Here is a 21,185-nt window from a genome sequence, read left to right as displayed (position 1 = left end):
AGCGGACGAGGCTCGTTAAGAGATTTCATGAATTATTTAACAACAGGGGTGCGAGCCGGTCCGTAGAACTACGGATTAAGAATCCGTTACCGCATCGTCGGCGGTGTATCGAGATTGCCTGACAGGATTGCCTTGCCGGCATCTTCATAATGGGCGTCGCGGCCCTGGATCTGTTGCGCGATCGCGTGCATGTCGCGAAAGCGGCGCTCGAACTTGTTGGCGTTGAACACGGCCGTGGCGCCGGCCATGTGATAGGCGGTGTCAACCACGGCCGCCGATTGATGGATGGTCCAGGTGGTGGCAATGCGAAGCGCGATGCGATGCGCCTCCGTGGTGGCCTCGCCGCGCGAAAGGTCGCGCCAGACTTCGGCCGCGGTCGCGTAGAGATAGGCGCGCGCGGCACGCAGGCTCGCCTCGGTGCGGCCGATCAATCCCTGCACGGCATTGTTGTCGCGCATCGGCTTCTGCGCCTGCGGGGTCTTGGCGCGGGCAAGGTCGATCGCCGCATCAAGCGTCGCGCGGGCGACGCCGAGCGAGGTTGCTGCAAAGCCCATGCCGAACACCATGTTGGTGGAAAGCTTGTACAGCGGCCCGTTTTCGCGCCGGGCTTGCGGTTCGTCGCGAAGTGCTGCGAATTTTTCGGGTATGAAGAGATTGTCGACCGAATAGGAATCGGTGCCGGTGCCGCGCAGGCCGATCACCTCCCAGACGTCGTACATCGTGGCGCTGGTCACCGGAAACAGGATGGTGCGGATCTCCGGCGAACCATCCGGCTTGCGCCGCGGCGTGCCATCGGCCTCGACGACGCGGACATGGGCGCCCAGCCAGCTTGCCTGCCGCGATCCGGAGGCAAAATCCCAGCGCGCGCTCGCCTTGTAGCCGCCCGGAACCGCCTGCACTTCATGATTGATCGCGCCCCAGGCCAGAATGCCGGGTGCGACATTGAAGATCTCGTTGGCCGCATCAGGATCGAGATAGGCCGCGGTCATGGCGCAGACGCTGCACTGGCCAAGGCACCACGCGGTCGAGGCATCGGCCTTGGCGATCTCCTCCTGCATCTGCATGAACGCTTCCAGCGAAGCCTCGATGCCGCCAAAACTCTTCGGCAGCAGCGCGCGATAAAGCCCGTTCTCGATCAGCGCCTGTGTCACCGCTGATGTCAGCCGCCGCGTCCGCTCGATCTCGTCGGCGTCGCGAGCGATCAGCGGCGCGAGTGCCCGCGCGCGCTCGACCAGGTCGATGCCGGGAGGCTTGTTCATGCTTCCTCGCGTTTTCTTGTTCTCCGGAGCAACAGTGATGGTGGCCCATCCGCCGCCGCCGATCAAGGCGGCGTGGACAGGCAGTCTTCCGGCTTCCTCCTCACGCCGCTGCGCGGCCGAGACCCAGCGACGGCTGCGATGGCCGCTTTGTCGACGGGAAGCTGAGCGCTACCGCTACCGCCGCTATTCCGATCGCAAAAGAGCCGACATAGAGCCAGTTATAGGCGTGGAAGGTGTCGAACACCCATCCGCCGGCCAACGGCCCCAGCGCCATGCCAAGGCTCGCAAAGGCGGAGACGGCGCCGAACACTGTGCCCATGATCCGCGCGCCGAAATATTCGCGCACCAGAACCGCGTAGAGCGGCATCACGCCGCCATAGGCGAGGCCGAACACCACCGACAGCGCATAGAATTCGCCGAGCTGGCCGACGGCGAGATAGCTCGCGACCGACAAGGCCTGCACGAACAGGCCGCCGACCAATACGTGCTTGGCACCGATTCGATCGGCCAGCGCGCCAAGCAGCAGACGGCCGCCAAGACCGGAGAACCCGGCAAGACTATAGACGGTGACGGCGGTTAGCGGCGCGATGCCGCAGACCATGGCGTAGCTCACCATGTGGAAGATCGGCCCCGAATGCGCCGCGCAGCAGGCGAAATGCGCGAGCGCGAGCGTGATGAATTGCGGGGTTTTGAATGCCTGAGCGGCCGTCCACTGCACGTCAGGCGCGCCGTCCACGCCTGCTGTTGCAGACGCCGCGGCCTGCGGCGCCGGGCGCACCAGCAGCGAAGCCGGAATCAGCAGCGCCAGTGCCACGATGCCGATCACCAGCATCGCCGTGCGCCAGTCGTAAGTGGTGATCAGCCAGCTCGCGAACGGCGCAACCGTCAGCGGCGCCACGCCCATGCCAGCCGACACCAGCGCAACCGCGAGGCTGCGCTGATCCTCGATCCAGGCGCTCGCGGCTGCCATCATCGGCGCGTAGAAACTGCCGGCGGCAATCCCGATCAGGACGCCGAACGCCAACTGAAATTGCCAGAGCATGGTGGCCTGGCTCGCCGCGATCAAGCCGGCTCCCAGCAACAGCGTGCCTGATAGCACGACGGTGCGGGTACCAAACCGGTCGGACAAGGCGCCCCAGAAGAACGCCGCCACCCCCATCGCAAGAAAGTCGATCGTGGCCGCCGCCGAGACGCCGCTGCGCGACCAGCCCATCGCTTCCGAAATCGGCTGCAGGAACACGGCCAGCGACAGCATCGACCCGAACGCGACGCATGTCATCAGCGCGCCCACAGCGACGACGACCCAGCCGTAGGAAAATCCGGAGGACTTGCTCATGCGTTTCCTTCGCTCTTTTGTAGTTATGATCTGAGCAGGAGGATGGTGGCTTATCGAGCCTCGCGGAGCAAGGCGGGGACGGGAATACCTCTCATTCTCCGGCGCGCGGACCGCAACTTTCTGCTAAACTGGCCGCATTTCGCGTCGTAATCCTCCGGGAGTACACGCCATGGCGCAACAGGGCTTTCTGCTCATTGCCGATATTACCGGCTACACCATGTTCCTCACTCGCTCCGAGCTCGAGCATGCGCAGGGAATTCTCGATGCGCTGTTCAAGAGCATTTTTGCCGAGATCAAGCCGCCAATCATCCTGTCCAACCTGCAGGGCGACGCGGTGCTGACCTATCTGCCCGACGCGAATCTGCCGCAGCGCCAGTTTCCGCTCGATGCGATCGAACGCATCTATTGCAGTTTTGCCAATACGCTCGGCGCCATGCGCCTGAACACGACATGCACCTGCAACGCATGCCGCAACATGAACCAGCTCGATCTGAAATTCTTCCTGCATCACGGCACCTATGCCACGCAGGAGATGGCGGGACGTACCGAACTGCAGGGCGCGGAGGTGATCCGTCTGCACCGGCTGATGAAGAACTCAGTGACGGCGGCGACCGGCATCAAGGCTTACGCGCTGGTGACGGAGCAGGCGGCAAACGCGATCGGCCTGCCGGATTTCTTCGCTAGTGCGATCCGTCATGTCGAGAACCTTGGCGAGTTCGGCGACACGGTTTGTTACGTCTACGATCTAGCCCCAATCTTTGCGCGATGGCGCACGACGCGCCGCGTTGTGGTGCAGCACGACGAGCCCTTGGCTTTCGAATCGATGGAATGTGACCTGCCGGTGCCGCCGGCGATTGCCTGGGCCTATGTCACCGACATCGAGAAGAAGATCCGCTGGCAGCACGGCATCGACGGCATGACGATGACCGGACTTGCCCGGGGGCGGATCGGGCTGGGAGCGACGCAGCATTGCGCCCATGGCAAGGATTCGACGGTGCACGATATCGTCGACTGGCGGCCGTTCGACTACGTCACCTGGCATATCCACCTCCCGATGGGCGCCGTCGTGAGGCAGATGGCGGAACTCACGCCGCTCGAAAACGGTGGCACGCATCTGTCGCTACGCTGCGCGAAGCCCGAAGGCCCCAATCCCGTGGCGACTGCGGTGGTGCGGACGATCACGCGGCTCGCGATGGCGAAAAAGCTGGTCAGCGATCAACGCGCCTCGAAGGTCGCGCTGGAGCGTTTGGTAGATGAGGAGACCGCGGCGTTCACTTAAGCCGCCCGCCCGTTCAATCCGCCTCAGCTATCCACCTTCGGCGCCGCGATGAAGGCTTGCTGCGGGATGTCGACCCTGCCGTACTGCCGCATCTTATTGCGTTCTTCTCCAGAAGTCCCTAACGAGCACATGCGCTGCGATGATGGCGTCGTGCCGCTAATTTGCCGATCTGTCAATTTCGGAAAGTTCGCAAAGTATTACGCCGGCGGTCACCGGCTACTTGCATAGGGTCGTTGCGCAGCGCCCGCACGGTCCTGGCGTGGCGCGCTTTGGAGAAGACCAGATTAGGCCGTGTACTTATCATAAATCTGGCGGCGTGCGTGCCGAAGTGCTTTGCTATCAAAGCGACGTGGTTGCTGCGTAGCAGCGATACGACGCGATGGGCCATAAACTGCCATGAAGATGAAGGCACGATTTTTTACTCGATCCTGACCTGCTATCTTCCCTATATCCCAAAGTCTATCTTGGTTGAAAAGACACGAGAGGCAGCGAAATGCTACCGGAACCAATTACTTACTGTTTCTACCGTTATCGCGGGCTCTGTCTTCACACCTCGATTGTCACGACTTTCACAATCATGATGGCCGCCGCTCCACTACAGGCTTCCGTAGCACCAAAAGCGTCAGCGTGCGGATACCTCGCTGGTCTAATTGATAAGGCACCGCCATCGGGACCGTTGTTCCTACCCAGCTATCCGACCGTCGAATCGGGGCCTCTCCATGCCGCCGCCTATCTCTATGACAATGCGGTAGCCGCCATCGCATTGGTCGGTTGCGGTGAGCAGGACAAAGCGTATCGGATTGGCTCGGCGATTCTCTGGGCCATCGATAACGACCGCATCTGGCATGATGGACGGCTCCGGAACGCTTACGCCGCGGGTGTGGTGGCGAATGGCCCCGTCAAACTTCCGGGGTGGTGGGACAATACTCAGAACAAATGGTTAGAGGATCGATATCAGGTGGGCAGCGATAATGGTAACATGGCATGGGCCATGTTGGCGTTGCTGTCGATTGATGATGTGAACACCGGCTCTCGGTTCCGCGATGGTGCAGCACGGCTTGGCGCCTGGGTCGCGCAATGGGCCGATACGCGCGGTACTGGCGGTTTCACGGGCGGTACGTTTGGGCACGAACCGACGCCGGAAGTGCGGACGTGGAAATCGACTGAACATAATACTGACCTCGCCGCCGCGTTTGGCCTTCTTGCGATCCGTACAGGCGATTCGCGCTGGCGTGATAAGGCAACGGCTGCTGAGCACTTCATAAATACGATGTGGGATTCGGCATGCGCCTGTTTCGCCGCAGGTACCGCTGAAGACGGCGTCACGCACAATCCGATTTTGGCTCTCGATGCTCAGGTCTGGCCTTTAATAGCGCTCCACGGAGCGGTCGAGAAATTTGCATCGGCAATTACGACCGCCGAACAGCGAATGAGTGTCGATGAGGGTTTTTCTTACGGTGAAGACCGGGACGGTGTGTGGACCGAAGGAACGGGCCAAATGGCTCTCTTGATGAAATTGCTCGGCAGGACTGGGAGAGCAGACTCGTTGATCGCTGTAGTCGAATCCCAGAGATCGCCCGATGGTGGGTTCTATGCCACGACTGTCCGCGAGTTACCGACTGGGTTCGTGTTGGACACCGACCCGACCAAGCCGCGACTCTATTTCCGATTGTCACATCTTGGCGCAGCTTCGTGGGCTGCCCTCGCGGAACGTGGGTTCAATCCCTTTACGATGACAAAAGGACTTCCGTAGTTGAGCCGCAGCGCTTCTCGTCTCGGCCTTTTCGGTCTTTTTTGATTTCGATATGTCCGCAAAGGGTCACAAGCGGCGGTAGATGCGAGCATGGACCGGCGTCCGGTCTGCCCCTGCCAGCCGACATGACAAAGGCTTGTGCGGTGTTCGGCTTAGGGCCAACAGCAGAAGTCACGCCATTATTCCTCGTCACCACGGCTGAGCACCTGGCTGCGATGGTCATTCCGGCAGCCCGGCTCGCCGCAATCCTTCTTCAAATCGCGAGAGGTCTACCGCCCGCCTAAAAGGGCCCACTACGTCTTTTAGAGTGGAAACACATAGCGTGGGGTTGAGTTGCCGCACCCGAGCCACGGCCTGACGTGCTTGCTCCGGGCGTCCGGCCATCGCATTGCTTGCGGCGGCGATCCGTAATCCAGGTTGATAGTTGTCCTGCAATGCCATTGCCACCCACGATGCCGCTTCGGCATAGCGGCCCAGGAAGAAATGTGCATGCGCGGTCCCAGCCCGCGCGGCTGACGCCCGCGGATCAAGTGGGCTCAAGCGCATGGCGCGCGCGAAGCGCTCGATCGCCAGCTCCGGCTCGCCGAGGTAGTTTTTTGCCCAGCCGCCGTAAAACCATGCCTCGGCCAGATTGGAATTGAGCACAAGCGCGCGATCGATTAAGCCGGCCCCTGCCTCCAGATCGCGAACAACATGCGCTAATGCCCACCCGCTGGCGGCGAGCGCCATCGCATCATCTTTGCCCAACTCAACCGCCCGCTGAGCGAGCCTCGTCGCTTCGGCAATCTCGCTCGGTGTGCCTGAAATCCAGCCATTGCCCTTGGCATAGGCGTAGCAAGAGGCGGCGCGAGCGTAGGCCGACGCAAAATCCGGGTCGATCTCGATCGCGTTGTTGAACAGGCGCAATGCCTCGTCGTTCACTTGCCGGCCAGCAACTGATAAAACCTGGCCAAACCGCGCAAATAGATGGCATAGGCGTCGAGACTCTCGGTCGGCTTGCGCTTGGCACGCTCGATCTCGGCTTTCTCCAGCGCTGGCGCGATCGCCCCGACAACGCTCTCGGTCACCTGATCCTGCAGATCGAAGACGTCGCCGAGACCACCATCAAACCGGTCCGCCCATAGATGTGCGCCGGTGGCGGCATCGACGAGCTGTCCCGTGATGCGCACTCGGTTTGCTGCTTTGCGAACGCTGCCTTCCAACACGTAACGCACGCCTAGTTTTCGCCCGATCTGCTTCACGTCAACGGCGCGCCCCTTGTAGGTGAAGCTCGAATTGCGGGCGATGACGAACAGCGCCTTGAACCGGGATAGCGCCGTGATGATGTCATCGACCATTCCATCAGCGAAGTAGTCCTGTTCCGGATCACCGCTCATGTTGGTGAATGGCAGAACAGCGATGGAGGGTTTGTCGGGGAGAGCGAGCGGCAGGGCAGTCTCGATCGGTGGTTTTGTTAGCTTTGCCGGCGAAAAGCTTGGGCCGGTGCGCACGCGCCAGACGCGCATTGGATCGGCGATATTCTTCAATACCTGCGGACCCATATCGTCATAATCGATACCGATCTTGCCCCGAACTTGCCGATGAGCATCGTCTGAAATGCTGACGCCGCCAGGTTCCGCGATCCCTTCGAGACGCACCGCAATATTGACGCCGTCACCAAAGATATCATCATCTGCGATGATAATATCACCAACGTGAATGCCGATGCGAAATTCGATCCGCCTGTCCTGCGGCACATCGGTATTTTGCTCCGCCATGCTGCGCTGGATTTCGTCGGCGCATCGGATGGCATCGACCACGCTGGCGAACTCAACGAGAGCGCCGTCCCCGGTATTCTTGACGATGCGTCCGTGATGCTCAGCGATTTTGGGATCGAAAAGCGTCTTACTGAGAGCTTTCAGTTGCGCCAGCGTGCCTTCTTCGTCGATCCCTATTAAGCGGCAAGAGCCCGCGACATCCGCCGCCAGAATAGCCGCCAGTCGCCGCTCTACGTGCTCGTTGCTCAAGATCGACCCCCGGGCTCGGGGAAATTGAATGGTTATATAGCAGGATTGTGGGCCGATGTCCGGCTATGCTCATGTCCGAAACGGGTCATTTTAGACCGAGCCTTCGGCCTTTACCTGCCATTTGATGTCCGCTCTGCCCCCAATGCAACCGGTGCCGAGGCCAGGCTAACGGGGCGAGGCGGGATTGCGCCTGTTCGATGGTTCGGAAAGGGCACCACCGATCACACGCCCAGGCGATGATGGCATCGTGCCGGTGATTTGCCCGACGCGTCAAATGATTTCTTAAAATGCGAAGGACGTCGCGCCGGCCCCGCCGGCTACTTTGCATGGGGTTGTTTTCGATATTTTTGTTGTCCAGTCGCGGACGCCTCAGGCCGGACCTGATCTCATCATGCTTTGGCGGTTTGAGCGCTCGCCTCAGCTATCCACCTTCAACGCCGCGATGAACGCTTCCTGCGGGATGTCGACCTTGCCGAACTGCCGCATCTTCTTCTTGCCTTCCTTCTGCTTCTCCAGAAGTTTTCGTTTGCGCGTGATGTCGCCGCCGTAGCATTTGGCGGTGACGTCCTTGCGCAGCGCGCGGACGGTTTCGCGGGCGATCACCTTGCCGCCGATCGCGGCCTGGATCGGGATCTGGAACATGTGCGGCGGGATCAGTTCCTTCATCTTCTCGACCATGGCGCGGCCGCGCCCTTCCGCGCGGGTCCGGTGCACCAGCATCGACAGCGCGTCTACCGGCTCGTTGTTGACAAGGATCTGCATCTTGACGAGATCCGCCACCTTGTAATCGGTCAGATGATAGTCGAACGAGGCATAGCCCTTGGAGACCGATTTCAGTCGGTCGTAGAAATCGAACACGACCTCGTTGAGCGGCAGGTCGTATTTCACCATCGCGCGGGAGCCGACATAGGTCAGCTCCTTCTGCGCGCCGCGGCGGTCCTGGCAGAGCTTCAGCACGCTGCCGAGATATTCGTCGGGTGTGAGGATCGTCGCCTCGATCCACGGCTCCTCGATATCGGCGATCTTGACGACATCAGGCATGTCGACGGGATTGTGGATCTCGATCTCCTGGCCGTCGGTCAGGTGCATCTTGTAGATCACGCTCGGCGCCGTCGCGATCAGATTGAGGTCGAACTCGCGCGACAGCCGTTCCTGGATGATCTCCAGATGCAGGAGCCCCAGGAAGCCGCAGCGGAAGCCGAAGCCCAGCGCGGCCGAGGTTTCCATCTCGTAGGAGAAGCTGGCGTCGTTGAGCCGTAGCTTGCCCATCGCCGCGCGCAGCGTCTCGAAATCGTTGGCGTCGACCGGGAACAGGCCGCAGAAGACGACGGGGATCGCCGGCTTGAAGCCCGGCAGCATCTCGGTAACCGGCTTCTTGTCGTCGGTGATGGTGTCGCCCACTCTCGTGTCGGCCACTTCCTTGATCGCCGCGGTGATGAAGCCGATCTCGCCGGGGCCGAGCTCGTCGACCTGCTCCATCTTGGGCGTGAAGAAGCCGACGCGCTCGACGTCATAGGCCGCATTGGTGCCCATCATGCGGATGCGGCTACCCTTCTTCATGGTGCCGTCGACCACGCGAATGAGCACGACGACGCCGAGATAGACGTCGTACCAGCTATCGACCAGCAGCGCCTTCAGCGTCGCATCGCGGTCGCCCTTCGGTGGCGGCAGGCGGGTGACGATCGCTTCCAGCACGTCGGGCACACCGAGGCCGGTCTTGGCCGAGATCATCACGGCATCCGACGCATCGATGCCGATCACGTCCTCGATCTGCTGCCTTATCTTCTCGGGCTCGGCCGCGGGCAGGTCGACCTTGTTGAGGACAGGAACGATCTCGTGATTGTTGTCGAGCGCCTGATAGACGTTGGCGAGCGTCTGCGCTTCGACGCCCTGGCTGGCGTCGACCACCAGCAGCGACCCCTCGCAGGCCGCCAGCGACCGCGAGACTTCGTAGGCGAAGTCGACATGGCCGGGCGTGTCCATCAGGTTGAAGATGTAGTCCTTGCCGTCCTTGGCGCGGTAGTTCAGCCGCACCGTCTGCGCCTTGATGGTGATGCCGCGCTCGCGCTCGATATCCATGGAATCGAGCACCTGTTCCTTGCCCGCCATTTCGCGATCGGTCAGGCCCCCGGTCATCTGGATCAGGCGGTCGGCCAGCGTCGATTTGCCATGGTCGATATGGGCGACGATGGAGAAGTTGCGGATCTTGGAGATGGGCGCAGTTGTCATGGGGCGCGGGATAGCATTCACATCCCCGTGCGGCAACCATATTGCTGTATTCTAAGGGGGATTCTTCACGCCAAGCTGATTCCACTCAAGCCCAAAACGCGCTACGCACGGGGCCATGTCGAGTACCTCTGTTTCGTCAGCAGCTGCGCGCCCAAAACGCATTCCCTCCCTCCGGCGGCTGGCGGCGTGGCTGGCCTCGCTCGCCAGCGATCCCAAAACCGGCCTGTGGCTGGTCACCGGCTTTGCGGCGGTTCACGCCGTCCTGTGGACGCTGATTCTGGTCAATCTGAAGGCCGGGCAGGACGTTCATATGGACGTCGCGGAAGCCTACGCCTGGGGGCAGAAGTTCCTGCTTGGCTACGGCAAGCACCCGCCGCTGTCGGGATGGGTCGCCGGCCTCTGGTTCATGCTGTTTCCGGTCACCGACTGGGCGACCTATGCGCTGGCGATGGCGACGCTCGGCTGTGGCCTCGTGATCTGCTGGCTGTTGGCGCTGCGCGTGGTCGATCGCCGCCGCGCGTTCTTCGTCGTGGTGATGCTGGCGCTCTATCCGATCTTCAACTTCAAGGGTTTCAAGTACAATCCGGACCTGCTGCAGCTCGTCACGCTGCCGCTCGTGGTGCTGGCCTATCTCGACGCGTTCGAGAAGCGCACCATCAAATCCGGCGTGTGGCTCGGGCTCGCCGGTGCGCTGGCGCTGATGACCAAATATTGGGTGCTGACCATGATCGGCGCCGTCGGCCTTGCCGCGCTGATCCATCCCGACCGTCTGCAATTCCTGCGCTCGCCGGCGCCGTGGGTCGCGATTGCCACGCTCGTGGTGGTGATGCTGCCGCACTTGATGTGGCTGAAGCAGGTGAATTTCGTCCCGCTCACCTATGCCGGCAATACGTATTCGCTCACCGACCGCGCGATGATCGACGATCTCGCGCTCGGCTATGTCTTGCATAATCTGGCGCTGCTGGCCTTGCCGGTGGTGCTCGGCGCGATCGCGCTTGGCTGGCGGCCGCTGCGTTTGACGCCGTTTCCAGCCCTGGCGCGCGGCGCCAACTCCGGCGTGAACACGTCGCAGGCGTTCAATGTCTGGATCGTCCAGGCGGTGGTGGCGATCGGGCCGCCGCTCGGCGCCGTGCTGTTCCACATCTACATCAAAACCGATTGGGGCATCTCGCTGTTCTTCCTGATGCCGCTCGCGTTGATCGCGATATCAGCAGTGCGGGTCCGGAAAATCGCGCTGTTGAACCTGACGGCGACCTGGCTGGTGATTTCGCTCGTCGTGCTGGTGGTCTCGCCAAGGATCGTAGCCTATGAAATGAATGAAAAGCGCACCGCAGGCGCGACCTACCGGGCGCGTTCCGAACTCGCCCACGAACTGACGGAAGCCTGGCACACGCGGTTTTATTCGCGCTGGCCGGTGGTCGCGGCCTATACCGATACCGGCCAGCCCGTTACCTTCTACAGCCCCGATCATCCGGCGCCACTGACACCGGACGAGCCGTGGTCGTCGGGCCTGACCTCGCTCGACGAAGCGAAGCGATCGGGCTTCATCGGCATCTGCGAGGTCGGCGACTGGAAGCTGGAAAAATGCGAGGCGTGGATGAAAGCCCATGCCGCCAATGCCGAGCGCATGGTGATGACCACGCGGCGGTACTTTCTGGGGATGCCCGGCCCCGCGACGGCCTGGAACATCTTCATCGTGCCGCCGGCCAAATAGCAGCGGCCATAAGAAAATCGAAAGAGGGTAACGCATGGATCTCGACCTGACGGACAAGACGGCGCTCGTCACCGGTTCGACGCGCGGCATCGGGCTCGCGACCGCCAGCGGGCTTGCGCAAATGGGTGCGGAAGTGATCGTCAACGGGCGCGACAAGGCGGCGGTCGGCGAGGCCGTGGCGAAAGTCCAGGGGGCCGCGCCGTTAGCCAAGGTGCATGCCGCGGTGTTCGATCTCGGCAATGCGGCCGGCTGTGCCGCGCTGGTGAAGCAATTCCCTGACGTCGATATCCTCGTCAACAATCTCGGCATCTACGATCCAAAGGGATTCTTCGAGATAGAGGATTCGGACTGGTCAAAGATGTTCGAAGTCAACGTCATGAGCGGGGTCCGGCTGACGCGGCATTATTTGAAGCGGATGCTTGAGGACAAGGACTGGGGCCGCGTCGTGTTCGTCTCCAGCGAGTCAGGCGTCTACATACCGAAGGAGATGGTGCATTACGGCTTCTCCAAATCGGCGCAGCTCGTCATCGCGCGCGGCGCGGCGGAGACGACCAAGGGCACCAACGTAACAGTCAACTCGGTGATGCCGGGCCCGACCTGGGTCGAGATGGCGCCGGTCCGTCTCGCCGCGCGCGCAAAGACGATGGGAACGACGGTGGAGGATCTCGTCGCGCGCACCTTCACCGAACGCCGCCCGGCGTCGCTGCTGCAGCGCTACGCCAAGCCGGAAGAGGTCGCCAACCTGATCTGCTACGTCTGCTCGAAAGCCTCCAGCGCCACCAACGGCGCCGCGCTCCGCGTCGACGGCGGGATTGTCACGAATCCGTTTTGAGATGCAGGTTCTGCTCCCTCGCCCCGCTCTTGCGGGGAGAGGGTCGGGGTGAGGGGCTCTCACCACGAGCGCCGTGCGAGTTGATAGACCTGTACCCCCTCACCCGGATCGCAAGAGCGATCCGACCTCTCCCCGCAAGCCGGGCGAGGTAAGAAGAGCCGTCACGCTCTCGGCCTCACACACCTTCTTCGTTGAACTTGTCGGCGACCAGCGCGGCGATCGCATCGACCGCGGCCTGGGCTTCGGGGCCGATCGCGGAGACCGTCACGGAGGTTCCCGGTCCTGCCGCCAGCATCATCAGACCCATGATCGAGGTGCCGCCGACGGTCTCGCTGCCGCGCGTCACCCAGACCTCGGCGTTGAACTTTTCGACCATCTGCACGAACTTGGCCGAGGCCCGCGCGTGCAGGCCCCGCTTGTTGATGATTTGAAGTTCCCGCGAAATGGCGCCCGCAGGCACGGTCGGCCCGAGTTCCTTTTCGGGCGCGGCCTCGTCGCTCATTTGCCGGCGAGTACGCGGCTGGCGATGGTGACGTATTTGCGGCCGGCTTCCTGGGCCATGGCGATGGCATCGGGAAGCGAGCGCTCTTCGCGCACCTTGGCAAGCTTGACCAGCATGGGAAGATTGATGCCTGCGAGCACCTCCACCTTGGGACGGCTCATGCAGGATATTGCGAGGTTGGAAGGTGTGCCGCCGAACATGTCGGTGAGGATAGCGACACCATCGCCACTGTCGACGCGATTCACCGCTTCGATGATATCGCTTCGACACAGATCGGAGTCGTCCTCGGCTCCAATCGTGATGGCTTCAATTTGTTTTTGCGGACCCATGACATGTTCGAGCGCCGCCTTGAACTCGTCGGCAAGGCGCCCATGGGTCACAAGCACTAGACCAATCATCGGAAACTCCTCGCGGGTGCTTTTTGGTGCACCGCACGAACGCGCCACTTTGACCATCCAGAGGCCCCGCGCAAGAGGGCATCTTGGCTATTGTTCCAGTACTTGGCGGTAAACAGTGAGGCCTGTGCCGGTTTAATCGGTGGCGATATTGGGGCTTATATGGTTACCAATCCCCTTCGAACAATCATCCAAAGGTTGGACGGAACCTGAACTTGCGGTTGTGGTCAGGGCTGCTGCAATCATCGGGAGGGGGTCATAGCCGCTTCCAACGGGGATTCGCGGTAACAAAACACCGTTTAAGCGAGTGGAGAGCGCTTCTGGCGGCGGCAGCCGCGCCGCATCGCCGGCCGCCAGATCGACCACAAGCCCAACGATGGCCTCAATGACGACGTCGCAGCGGCGGATTCCGAGGCCCCGAATCTCGATCAGGCCGGCCAGTTCCCGCGCTGGCCGGACCCACAATTGTCCGTCCACTGTGTCGAGATGGACACGGTCATCGCCGACCAAAACGGCCGGCGGAAGCTGCCCGGCGCGTCCGGCGAGAATCAGATCGAAGGCCAGCCGGGACTTGCCGGCGCCTGACGGGCCCCGGATCAGCACGGCGCGATCGCCCACCAGCACGGCGGAGGCGTGCACGCTCGCGCCCTGCGTCATCATGGCGCTGGCAGCCGAACCACGAAGCGCGCGCCGACCACCGTCGGCCTGCCGTCGGCATCAGCCGGGCCGTGGCGATTTTCCGCCCAGACCCGCCCGTTATGCGCTTCGATGATCTGCTTGGAGATCGACAGGCCCAGGCCCGAGTTCTGGCCAAAGCCCTGATGCGGCCGGTCGGTGTAGAAACGCTCGAAGATGCGCTCCAGCGCATCCTCGCCGATGCCCGGCCCGTCGTCATCGACGACGATTTCGATTTCCGAGCGCACGCGGCGGCAGGTGACGCGCACCTTGCCTCCGGGGTTGGAGAAGGATTGCGCGTTGGACAGCAGGTTGGAGATCACCTGCCCAAGCCGCGAATCGTGGCCCGGCACCGAGAACGCGTCGGTTGCGCCGCGGCCTTCGAAGCGCGCCTCGACTGCGACGTCATGACCAAGCCGGGTTTCGTTGGCGACCGAGGCCAGCGTCGTCAGCAGCCGCCGCACATTGACCGGCGCCATGTCTTGGCGCTGCAATTCCGCATCGAGGCGGCTGGCGTCGGAAATATCCGAGATCAGCCGGTCGAGCCGCTTGACGTCGTGCTCGATCACCTCGAGCAGGCGCGCGCGGCTGGTGTCGTTGCGCGCCAGCGGCAGCGTTTCCACCGCCGATCGCAGCGAGGTCAGCGGGTTCTTCAATTCATGGGCGACGTCGGCGGCGAACATCTCGATCGCCTCGATGCGGCTATACAGCGCATTCGTCATGTCGCGCAGCGCGCCCGAGAGATGGCCGATCTCGTCGCGGCGGCGGGTGAAATCGGGAATCTCGACGCGGGTCTGGATGCGCCGGCGGACGCGCTCGGCGCCGTCGGCCAGCCGCCGCACCGGACCCGCAATCGTGCTCGCCAGCAAGAGCGACAGCACGATCATGACGGCGGAGGCGACGCCGCCGACCTTGAGGATCGCCAGCCGCTCGGCGGTCACCATCTGGTCGATGTCGTCGCCCTGCGTCGAGAGCATCAAGGCGCCATGCACGGCGCGGAAACGCTGCACCGGGACCGCGACCGAGACGATCACCTCGCCGCGGTCGTTGACCCGCACCATGCTGCTCTTGACGCCGTCGAGCGCCTGCACGATTTCCTGGTAACCCTTGCCGTTTTCCGGACCCAGCTCGCGATACAGCGGCAGGTCGCCGCGATTGAGCCAGGTGCGGATCGAGATCGTGGCGCGCTCGACAAAGCCCGGCTTCTCCGTCGAAGGCGGCGGCAGTTCGAAGCGCAGCACGTCCCCCTTGCCATAGAGGCTGCGGCTGTCGAGGATCATGCCGCCGTCGCCGCCATAGATGCGCGCGCGGGTCTTGGTCGGCGAGATCAGCCGCCGCAGCACCGGCGCGACGCGCTCCGGATTGATCGGAAAATCGAGCCCCGAAGATTCGTCTGGCGCGCCGTAGCTTTCGCCGGGCTTGAGGTCGAGCAGGCGGTCCGGATCGATAGTGATGGTGTTGGTTTCGACGGTCGCGGAGGCGGCAATCGCGCCGGCGATGATTTCGGCCTGCACCAGCAGGCTCTGCGCCCGCGCGTCGATCAGGCCGGCGCGGAACTGCGAGAGATAGAGAATGCTCGCCACCAGGGCGACGAGGCCGGCCAGATTGAGCGAAACGATCCGGCGCGTGAGGCTGGAGAAGGACAGCGCGAAGAAGAATTGCCCGGCCCGGCGCAACCAGCCGAGCGGCCGCCGCCAGCCCTTTTCGCCCGGGCTATCGTCGGCAACGCTACGCTGCTCGAGGAGCTCGGAAGCATCCTCGTGGTTCAGGCTGGAATCGGGCTGCGTTCGATCTAGCAATGGTCGAGCTGCCGGTTGTGATGCGCCGCTTTTGTAATTCTACGCCGAACGGGCGGATGTGTCAGTCGGCACTTCCGCCCGGAAAACGCAGATCAGGCTTCCTTGAAGCGATAGCCGACGCCGTACAGCGTCTCGATCATCTCGAAATCGTCGTCGACAACCTTGAACTTCTTGCGCAGCCGCTTGATGTGGCTGTCGATGGTGCGGTCGTCGACATAGACTTGATCGTCATAGGCCGCGTCCATCAGCGCGTTGCGGCTTTTCACCACGCCCGGCCGGGTCGCCAGCGCCTGCAGGATCAGGAATTCGGTCACCGTCAGCGTCACCGGCTCGTTTTTCCAGGTGCAGGTGTGACGCTCCGGATCCATCCGCAGCAGGCCGCGGTCCAGCGCGCGCGCATCCGGCTCCTTCGGCACGGCGGTCGGATCCTTGGGCTGGCCGCGGCGGAGCACGGCCTTGACGCGCTCGACCAGCAGGCGCTGCGAGAACGGCTTGCGGATGAAATCGTCGGCGCCCATCTTGAGGCCGAACAATTCGTCGATCTCTTCATCCTTGGAGGTCAGGAAGATCACCGGCAGATCGGACTTCTGCCGCAGCCGGCGTAGCGTTTCCATGCCGTCCATGCGCGGCATCTTGATGTCGAGGATCGCGAGGTCCGGCGGCGAAGTGCGGAAGCCGTCGAGCGCCGAAGCCCCATCCGTGTAGGTCATGATGCGATAGCCTTCGGCTTCGAGTGCGATCGACACGGAAGTGAGAATGTTGCGGTCATCATCGACCAGGGCGATTGTGGGCATGAGCCTGCTTTCGAATAAGAGAGTGGCTTAAACGGCGGGCAATCCAGCCAGACGCCGCATAAATGGGCTTTGTACACGGTCAACGAGCAATGCAAGCTGGGCTGAAGTGTGACCGAGTTCCGCAAAACGTTCCCGCGGAGATGCGCTGTCCCCCATATAGCACCCTGTCTGGTGGAGAAAACCCCCTTTTTGCAATAAGATGGCCGGAAAGGAACCATGCAGCCCACCGCAGATTTTGATGCTTCTAAACTCGCCCGTTCGCTGCTGCGGCGCAGCCGGCAGGGCGCGCTCGCCACCCTTATGCCTGAAAGCGGCGATCCCTACTGCTCGTTGGTTAACGTTGCCAGCCATGCCGATGCCTCGCCGATCCTGCTGATTTCGCGGCTGGCGCTGCATACGAAGAACATCCTCGGCGACGGAAGGGTCTCGCTGATGCTGGACGAGCGCGCCGCCGGCGATCCCCTGGAGGGCGCGCGGATCATGCTGGCGGGCCGGGCCGAGGAGGCCAGTGGCGAGGCTGCGAAAATTCTGCGCCGGCGCTACCTCAACGCCCATCCATCCGCGGAAGCCTTTGTGGATTTCAAGGATTTCTCGTTCTTTCGGATCGCCCCGTCGGGCCTGCATCTGGTCGCCGGTTTTGGCCGCATCATCGACCTCAAGCCAGAACAGTTTCTGACCGGGATCGGCGATGCCGAAGAACTGCTGGAAGCCGAGCAGGGCGCGGTGGAGCATATGAACGAGGATCACCGCGAGGCGATGAACCTCTATGCGACCAGGCTGCTGGGGGCCGAATCCGCCGATTGGCGCTGCACCGGTTGCGACCCCGACGGCATGGACATGCAGGCCGGCAGCGCGACGCTGCGGCTGGATTTTCCGGAACGGGTCACCGGCGCCATGGCGTTGCGCAAGATGCTGGTGCGGCTGGCGGGCGAGGCGCGGGGCAAGGACTAACAAGGGTTAACGCTTGCCGTCATCGATCGCGGATTTGAACGGGCGCAGACCTTTGCGCGACCTAAGGCAAGCCCGCGCAAAGGTGACCAGCGAAAGCCCGCATGAAATCCCGCAATCGAATGATATTTTCAGTGTGTCTCGCGCTGTTGTCGGGCACCTGCCTCTCCGCGCCGTCTTTGGCGCAAAAAGGCGATGTCGCCGCGCTCAGTGCCAAAATCAACGAGCTCGGCCGCGCCGGCAAATATGCCGAAGCCGTCGCGCTGGCGCAGGCACAGGTGGAAAGCCTCGAAAAAAGATTCGGTCCCGCGCACCGCGACGTCGGCGCTGCGCTGAACAATCTGGCGCAGGCCTACGGCAATCAGGGCAGAGATAGCGAAGCGGAGCCGCTGTTCAAGCGATCCATCGCGATTCTGGAGAAGACAGTGGGGCCCGACTCACCCGAGATCGCCGCTGCGCTGAACAATCTGGCCGCGCTGTACCAGCGGCAGCAACGCTTTGCCGACGCCGAGCCGCTGTTCAAACGCGCGCTGGCGGTCCGTGAAAAATCGCTCGGGCGCGGTCATCCGGACCTCGGGCAATCCCTGAACAATCTGGCGACGCATTACGAGAAGCTCGGCCGCCACGGCGATTCCGAGCCGTTGTTCAAACGCGCGCTCGCGATCTACGAAAAGGCCGCCGGCCCGGAGCATCCCGCGGTGGCGACGCTCTTGAATAATCTCGGCCAGGTCGGGAAGGTTCAGGGTCGCTATGCCGAGGCCGAGCCGCTGATCAGGCGGTCGCTGGTGATCCGCGAAAAGGTGCTGGGCCGCGAGCATCCCGATGTGGCGCGCTCGCTGAACAATCTGGCGGACCTCTATGAACGGCAGGGTCGCTACCAGCGGGCGGCGGCGATCCGCGAACAGGCGCTCGGTGCGAACCATCCGGACAGCGCGATCTCGCTGAACAATCGCCGAGGTGAATATCAGCGGCCGCGACGCCAAGGTTTTTGGCTATCGCGTTGAGTTCGTCGGCGGTGTCGGGCAATTGCGCGAGCGCGTCCGAAAGCCGCGCGCGATCGACGCCGGCACCCTGCCAGAAATCCGTGTAGGCGCCGGTCGCAAGGCTGCGCGCGGCGGCCCTGGTGGGACGGTTGCCGTCGCCAGGCTTCACAGCGGGATTGAAAATCGGATCGCCAAAGCCCGTCATCGGCTTGGTGCTTTGCTCACTTCGCGCTGCAAACACCCGCAGCGCTTTCAGGCTCGCGGCCGACGGCAACACCGATACCGCCTGGCGCTTCAGCAGCCAGGCCGCATCGCGATAGCCGTCGAATTTATCCGGAATCGCGGCCGCCGGCTTTTCGGTCACCAGCAGATGGAACGGCAGCGCCGTCAGTGCGCCCGACGCCACGACCAGAAGCGAGGGCTTTTCCTTGATCAGCGCATCGACCGGCGCAAGCAGCGTTCCATACAGTTCATGGGCGAGTGCGAGGTCGAACAGCCCGGACTTGCCGGATGCATCGCTCGCCTTGCCGATGTCCAGCCCGCGGCGGAACGCGGCAATCTTCTGCGACAAGGCATCCGCGCCGAGCGGGATCGAACGCCACTCGACACGCTCGCGCGTCATCGCGAAAACATAGCTTTCCTTCTCGGTAACTCATCCGCCGCATCGGCCGTAAACGATGCGTCCTCGCCCCGCAACGCCTATCCGGCGTTCTGGGGGCCATTTGCGCTGATCGGAGAAGGGGCCGCGCGTTGAAATTTTCTAATTGTGCGACGCAGCAATTTTCGGTCAGGCGAGGCAGCCACGGATGGTCGCGCAACCACGACGGCAAACCCGCTAAAAGCGCTGCAGCAAACGATTGATGCAGATCAACCACTCGCGCCTGAATAAACCAAATCGCGTGGATCGGCTTGGCAAGCACAGCGTTCATCAGTATTAGGTCGCCGGACCGAGGCCGGAAGGCTATATTCAGGGGTCACCGCGACAGAGCGCGTCAAGCGACAGGCGCGCGATTCGAGTAACGCGGGTTCGAGGAGGGATTTCTTCGTGCAAGAGACGGGTCTACGCAACGGTGCCTTCGGCGCCGACAAATTCGGCTTAAAAAATCTCAAGACGGTGCACTGGAATCTCGGTGCGCCGCAGCTCTATCAATATTCGCTCTCCGCGGGTGAAGCCGTACTGTCGGCGGATGGCGCTTTGTGTGCGGACACCGGTGAGTTCACCGGCCGCAGCCCGAAGGACAAGTTCACGGTTCGCGATGCGACCACCGACAAGAACATGTGGTGGGCCGGCAACCAGTCGATATCAGCGGACCAGTTCTCCGCGCTCTATGCCGACTTCCTCAAGCATGCCGAAGGCATGACGCTGTTCGCGCAGGATCTCTATGGCGGCGCCGATCCGAGCTTCCAGATCAAGACGCGCGTTTTCACCGAACTTGCCTGGCACTCGCTGTTCATCCGCACGCTGCTGATCCGTCCCGAGGCTTCGGTGCTCAAGGATTTCGTGCCCGAGCTCACCATCATCGACCTGCCGAGCTTCCGCGCCGATCCGAAACGTCACGGCGTGCGCTCGGAGAACGTCGTCGCGATCGATTTCGCCCGCAAGATCGTCCTGATCGGCGGGTCTTATTATGCCGGCGAGATGAAGAAGTCGGTCTTCACCACGCTGAACTATTATCTGCCCGCCAAGGGCGTGCTGCCGATGCATTGCTCGGCCAATGTCGGGCCCAAGGGCGACACCGCGATCTTCTTTGGCCTTTCCGGCACCGGCAAGACCACGCTGTCGGCCGATCCGAACCGCACGCTGATCGGCGACGACGAGCACGGTTGGGGCAATGACGGTGTCTTCAATTTCGAGGGCGGCTGCTACGCCAAGTGCATCAAGCTGTCGAAGGAAGCCGAGCCGCAGATCTTCGCCGCCAGCAGCCGCTTCGGCGCCGTGCTGGAAAACGTGGTGCTCGGCGAAGATACCCGCGTGCCTGACTTCGACGACGGTTCGAAGACCGAAAACACCCGCTCGGCCTATCCGCTCGACTTCATCCCGAACGCTTCGCGCACCGGCCGCGCCGGCCAGCCGAAGAACGTCGTGATGCTGGCCGCCGACGCCTTCGGCGTACTGCCGCCGATCGCAAAACTCTCGCCGGCGCAGGCGATGTATCACTTCCTGTCCGGCTACACCGCCAAGGTCGCTGGCACCGAGCGCGGTCTCGGCAACGAGCCGCAGCCGGAATTCTCCACCTGCTTCGGTTCGCCGTTCCTGCCGCTCGATCCTTCCGTCTATGGCAACATGCTTCGCGAGCTGATCGCCAAGCACAATGTCGATTGCTGGCTGGTCAACACCGGCTGGACCGGCGGCAAATACGGCACCGGCAGCCGGATGCCGATCAAGGTCACGCGCGCACTGCTCACCGCGGCGCTCGACGGCAGCCTGCGCAACGTCGAATTCCGTACCGACAAGTATTTCGGCTTCGCGGTGCCGACGGCGCTGCCGGGCGTTCCGAGCGAGATCCTCAACCCCGTCAACACCTGGAAGGACAAGGCTGAGTTCGACAAGACCGCCCGTAGCCTGGTCGGCATGTTCCAGAAGAACTTTGCCAAGTTCGAAGCCCAGGTCGACGCCGAAGTCCGCGCCGCTGCACCGGACCTCAAGCTCGCGGCGGAGTAACCGGCAAACGATAACGAAC

General features: G+C 62.6%; 15 protein-coding genes and 2 pseudogenes. 7 read left to right on the top strand and 10 right to left on the bottom strand.

All coding sequences use genetic code 11. From position 1 onward, the window contains the following. Positions 1 to 86: 86 nt before the first annotated feature. Positions 87 to 1,259, bottom strand: coding sequence for an acyl-CoA dehydrogenase family protein (locus tag V1286_RS31805; RefSeq protein ID WP_334486513.1), 1,173 nt, complete (start codon positions 1,257 to 1,259; stop codon positions 87 to 89). Positions 1,260 to 1,359: 100 nt separating this feature from the next. Continuing rightward, entirely contained in the window at positions 1,360 to 2,595 is a 1,236-nt protein-coding gene (locus V1286_RS31800) for an MFS transporter (RefSeq protein WP_334486511.1), read from the bottom strand. Between the two features lie 169 nt (positions 2,596 to 2,764). Here V1286_RS31800 and V1286_RS31795 point away from each other — a divergent pair, with 169 nt between their 5' ends. Both V1286_RS31795 and V1286_RS31790 read left to right on the top strand, forming a co-directional pair. Beyond that, the gene (locus V1286_RS31795) at positions 2,765 to 3,874 is read left to right on the top strand and encodes a DUF2652 domain-containing protein (RefSeq protein ID WP_334486509.1); all 1,110 of its coding nucleotides are present in this window, start codon (positions 2,765 to 2,767) and stop codon (positions 3,872 to 3,874) included. A 493-nt stretch (positions 3,875 to 4,367) separates the two neighbouring features. Further along, on the top strand, positions 4,368 to 5,627 hold the full coding sequence (locus tag V1286_RS31790) for a hypothetical protein (RefSeq protein WP_334486506.1): 1,260 nt from the start codon (positions 4,368 to 4,370) through the stop codon (positions 5,625 to 5,627). Between the two features lie 219 nt (positions 5,628 to 5,846). Here the strand turns inward: V1286_RS31790 and V1286_RS31785 are convergent. Both V1286_RS31785 and lepA read right to left on the bottom strand, forming a co-directional pair. Continuing rightward, positions 5,847 to 7,594 (bottom strand): annotated as a pseudogene (locus V1286_RS31785) (adenylate/guanylate cyclase domain-containing protein). Positions 7,595 to 8,050: 456 nt separating this feature from the next. Continuing rightward, positions 8,051 to 9,862, bottom strand: coding sequence for a translation elongation factor 4 (lepA, locus tag V1286_RS31780; protein WP_334486504.1), 1,812 nt, complete (start codon positions 9,860 to 9,862; stop codon positions 8,051 to 8,053). Between the two features lie 115 nt (positions 9,863 to 9,977). On the opposite strand from lepA, the gene V1286_RS31775 reads away from it, so the two are divergent. Continuing rightward, complete coding sequence (locus V1286_RS31775; protein WP_334486502.1) at positions 9,978 to 11,576, top strand: glycosyltransferase family 39 protein; 1,599 nt, start codon at positions 9,978 to 9,980, stop codon at positions 11,574 to 11,576. Positions 11,577 to 11,610: 34 nt separating this feature from the next. Continuing rightward, complete coding sequence (locus V1286_RS31770) at positions 11,611 to 12,408, top strand: SDR family NAD(P)-dependent oxidoreductase (protein ID WP_334486499.1); 798 nt, start codon at positions 11,611 to 11,613, stop codon at positions 12,406 to 12,408. A 175-nt stretch (positions 12,409 to 12,583) separates the two neighbouring features. Here the strand turns inward: V1286_RS31770 and V1286_RS31765 are convergent, their stop codons facing one another. The 5 genes from V1286_RS31765 to V1286_RS31745 all read right to left on the bottom strand — a co-directional run bounded on the left by V1286_RS31765 (position 12,584) and on the right by V1286_RS31745 (position 16,573). Continuing rightward, the gene (locus V1286_RS31765; protein WP_108512340.1) at positions 12,584 to 12,910 is read right to left on the bottom strand and encodes an HPr family phosphocarrier protein; all 327 of its coding nucleotides are present in this window, start codon (positions 12,908 to 12,910) and stop codon (positions 12,584 to 12,586) included. Beyond that, positions 12,907 to 13,308, bottom strand: a complete 402-nt coding sequence (locus V1286_RS31760; RefSeq protein ID WP_024339151.1) for a PTS sugar transporter subunit IIA — start codon at positions 13,306 to 13,308, stop codon at positions 12,907 to 12,909. Before V1286_RS31760 ends, V1286_RS31765 begins: the two co-directional genes overlap by 4 nt. 132 nt (positions 13,309 to 13,440) lie before the next feature. Beyond that, the gene (locus V1286_RS31755) at positions 13,441 to 13,965 is read right to left on the bottom strand and encodes an HPr kinase/phosphorylase (RefSeq protein ID WP_334486493.1); all 525 of its coding nucleotides are present in this window, start codon (positions 13,963 to 13,965) and stop codon (positions 13,441 to 13,443) included. Next, positions 13,962 to 15,779 carry a sensor histidine kinase gene (locus V1286_RS31750; protein ID WP_334486490.1) on the bottom strand — a complete coding sequence of 606 codons (1,818 nt, stop codon included), beginning with the start codon at positions 15,777 to 15,779 and terminating at the stop codon, positions 13,962 to 13,964. Before V1286_RS31750 ends, V1286_RS31755 begins: the two co-directional genes overlap by 4 nt. 92 nt (positions 15,780 to 15,871) lie before the next feature. Beyond that, on the bottom strand, positions 15,872 to 16,573 hold the full coding sequence (locus V1286_RS31745; RefSeq protein WP_027541437.1) for a response regulator transcription factor: 702 nt from the start codon (positions 16,571 to 16,573) through the stop codon (positions 15,872 to 15,874). A 216-nt stretch (positions 16,574 to 16,789) separates the two neighbouring features. Between V1286_RS31745 and V1286_RS31740 the strand changes: the two genes are divergently transcribed. Together V1286_RS31740 and V1286_RS31735 are read left to right on the top strand one after the other, a co-directional pair. Then, positions 16,790 to 17,524: a HugZ family pyridoxamine 5'-phosphate oxidase gene (locus V1286_RS31740; RefSeq protein ID WP_108512339.1), complete on the top strand. Its 735-nt coding sequence runs from the start codon at positions 16,790 to 16,792 to the stop codon at positions 17,522 to 17,524. A gap of 101 nt (positions 17,525 to 17,625) precedes the next feature. Further along, positions 17,626 to 18,525 (top strand): tetratricopeptide repeat protein, encoded by a 900-nt coding sequence (locus tag V1286_RS31735; protein ID WP_417021202.1) that lies wholly within the window; start codon positions 17,626 to 17,628, stop codon positions 18,523 to 18,525. Here the strand turns inward: V1286_RS31735 and V1286_RS31730 are convergent. Continuing rightward, positions 18,473 to 19,156: pseudogene (locus V1286_RS31730) on the bottom strand (CHAT domain-containing protein); the annotation flags it as partial. The gene V1286_RS31735 and the pseudogene V1286_RS31730 overlap by 53 nt on opposite strands. A 393-nt stretch (positions 19,157 to 19,549) precedes the next feature. Here V1286_RS31730 and V1286_RS31725 point away from each other — a divergent pair. Continuing rightward, on the top strand, positions 19,550 to 21,166 hold the full coding sequence (locus tag V1286_RS31725) for a phosphoenolpyruvate carboxykinase (protein WP_334486486.1): 1,617 nt from the start codon (positions 19,550 to 19,552) through the stop codon (positions 21,164 to 21,166). The last annotated feature ends 19 nt before the right edge of the window (positions 21,167 to 21,185 follow it).

Origin of the sequence: Bradyrhizobium algeriense, assembly GCF_036924595.1 — a bacterium.
Classification (GTDB): domain Bacteria; phylum Pseudomonadota; class Alphaproteobacteria; order Rhizobiales; family Xanthobacteraceae; genus Bradyrhizobium; species Bradyrhizobium algeriense.
Note: the sequence above shows the minus strand (reverse complement) of the source record. Positions and strands in the feature narration are given on the sequence as shown.

Bases quoted from the DNA above. Each gene is read 5' to 3' on its own strand.
- V1286_RS31805 (WP_334486513.1), bottom strand. From the start codon at position 1,259: ATGAACAAGCCTCCCGGCATCGACCTGGTCGAGCGCGCGCGGGCACTC.
- V1286_RS31800 (WP_334486511.1), bottom strand. From the start codon at position 2,595: ATGAGCAAGTCCTCCGGATTTTCCTACGGCTGGGTCGTCGTCGCTGTG.
- V1286_RS31795 (WP_334486509.1), top strand. From the start codon at position 2,765: ATGGCGCAACAGGGCTTTCTGCTCATTGCCGATATTACCGGCTACACC.
- V1286_RS31790 (WP_334486506.1), top strand. From the start codon at position 4,368: ATGCTACCGGAACCAATTACTTACTGTTTCTACCGTTATCGCGGGCTC.
- lepA (WP_334486504.1), bottom strand. From the start codon at position 9,862: ATGACAACTGCGCCCATCTCCAAGATCCGCAACTTCTCCATCGTCGCC.
- V1286_RS31775 (WP_334486502.1), top strand. From the start codon at position 9,978: ATGTCGAGTACCTCTGTTTCGTCAGCAGCTGCGCGCCCAAAACGCATT.
- V1286_RS31770 (WP_334486499.1), top strand. From the start codon at position 11,611: ATGGATCTCGACCTGACGGACAAGACGGCGCTCGTCACCGGTTCGACG.
- V1286_RS31765 (WP_108512340.1), bottom strand. From the start codon at position 12,910: ATGAGCGACGAGGCCGCGCCCGAAAAGGAACTCGGGCCGACCGTGCCT.
- V1286_RS31760 (WP_024339151.1), bottom strand. From the start codon at position 13,308: ATGATTGGTCTAGTGCTTGTGACCCATGGGCGCCTTGCCGACGAGTTC.
- V1286_RS31755 (WP_334486493.1), bottom strand. From the start codon at position 13,965: ATGATGACGCAGGGCGCGAGCGTGCACGCCTCCGCCGTGCTGGTGGGC.
- V1286_RS31745 (WP_027541437.1), bottom strand. From the start codon at position 16,573: ATGCCCACAATCGCCCTGGTCGATGATGACCGCAACATTCTCACTTCC.
- V1286_RS31740 (WP_108512339.1), top strand. From the start codon at position 16,790: ATGCAGCCCACCGCAGATTTTGATGCTTCTAAACTCGCCCGTTCGCTG.
- V1286_RS31735 (WP_417021202.1), top strand. From the start codon at position 17,626: ATGAAATCCCGCAATCGAATGATATTTTCAGTGTGTCTCGCGCTGTTG.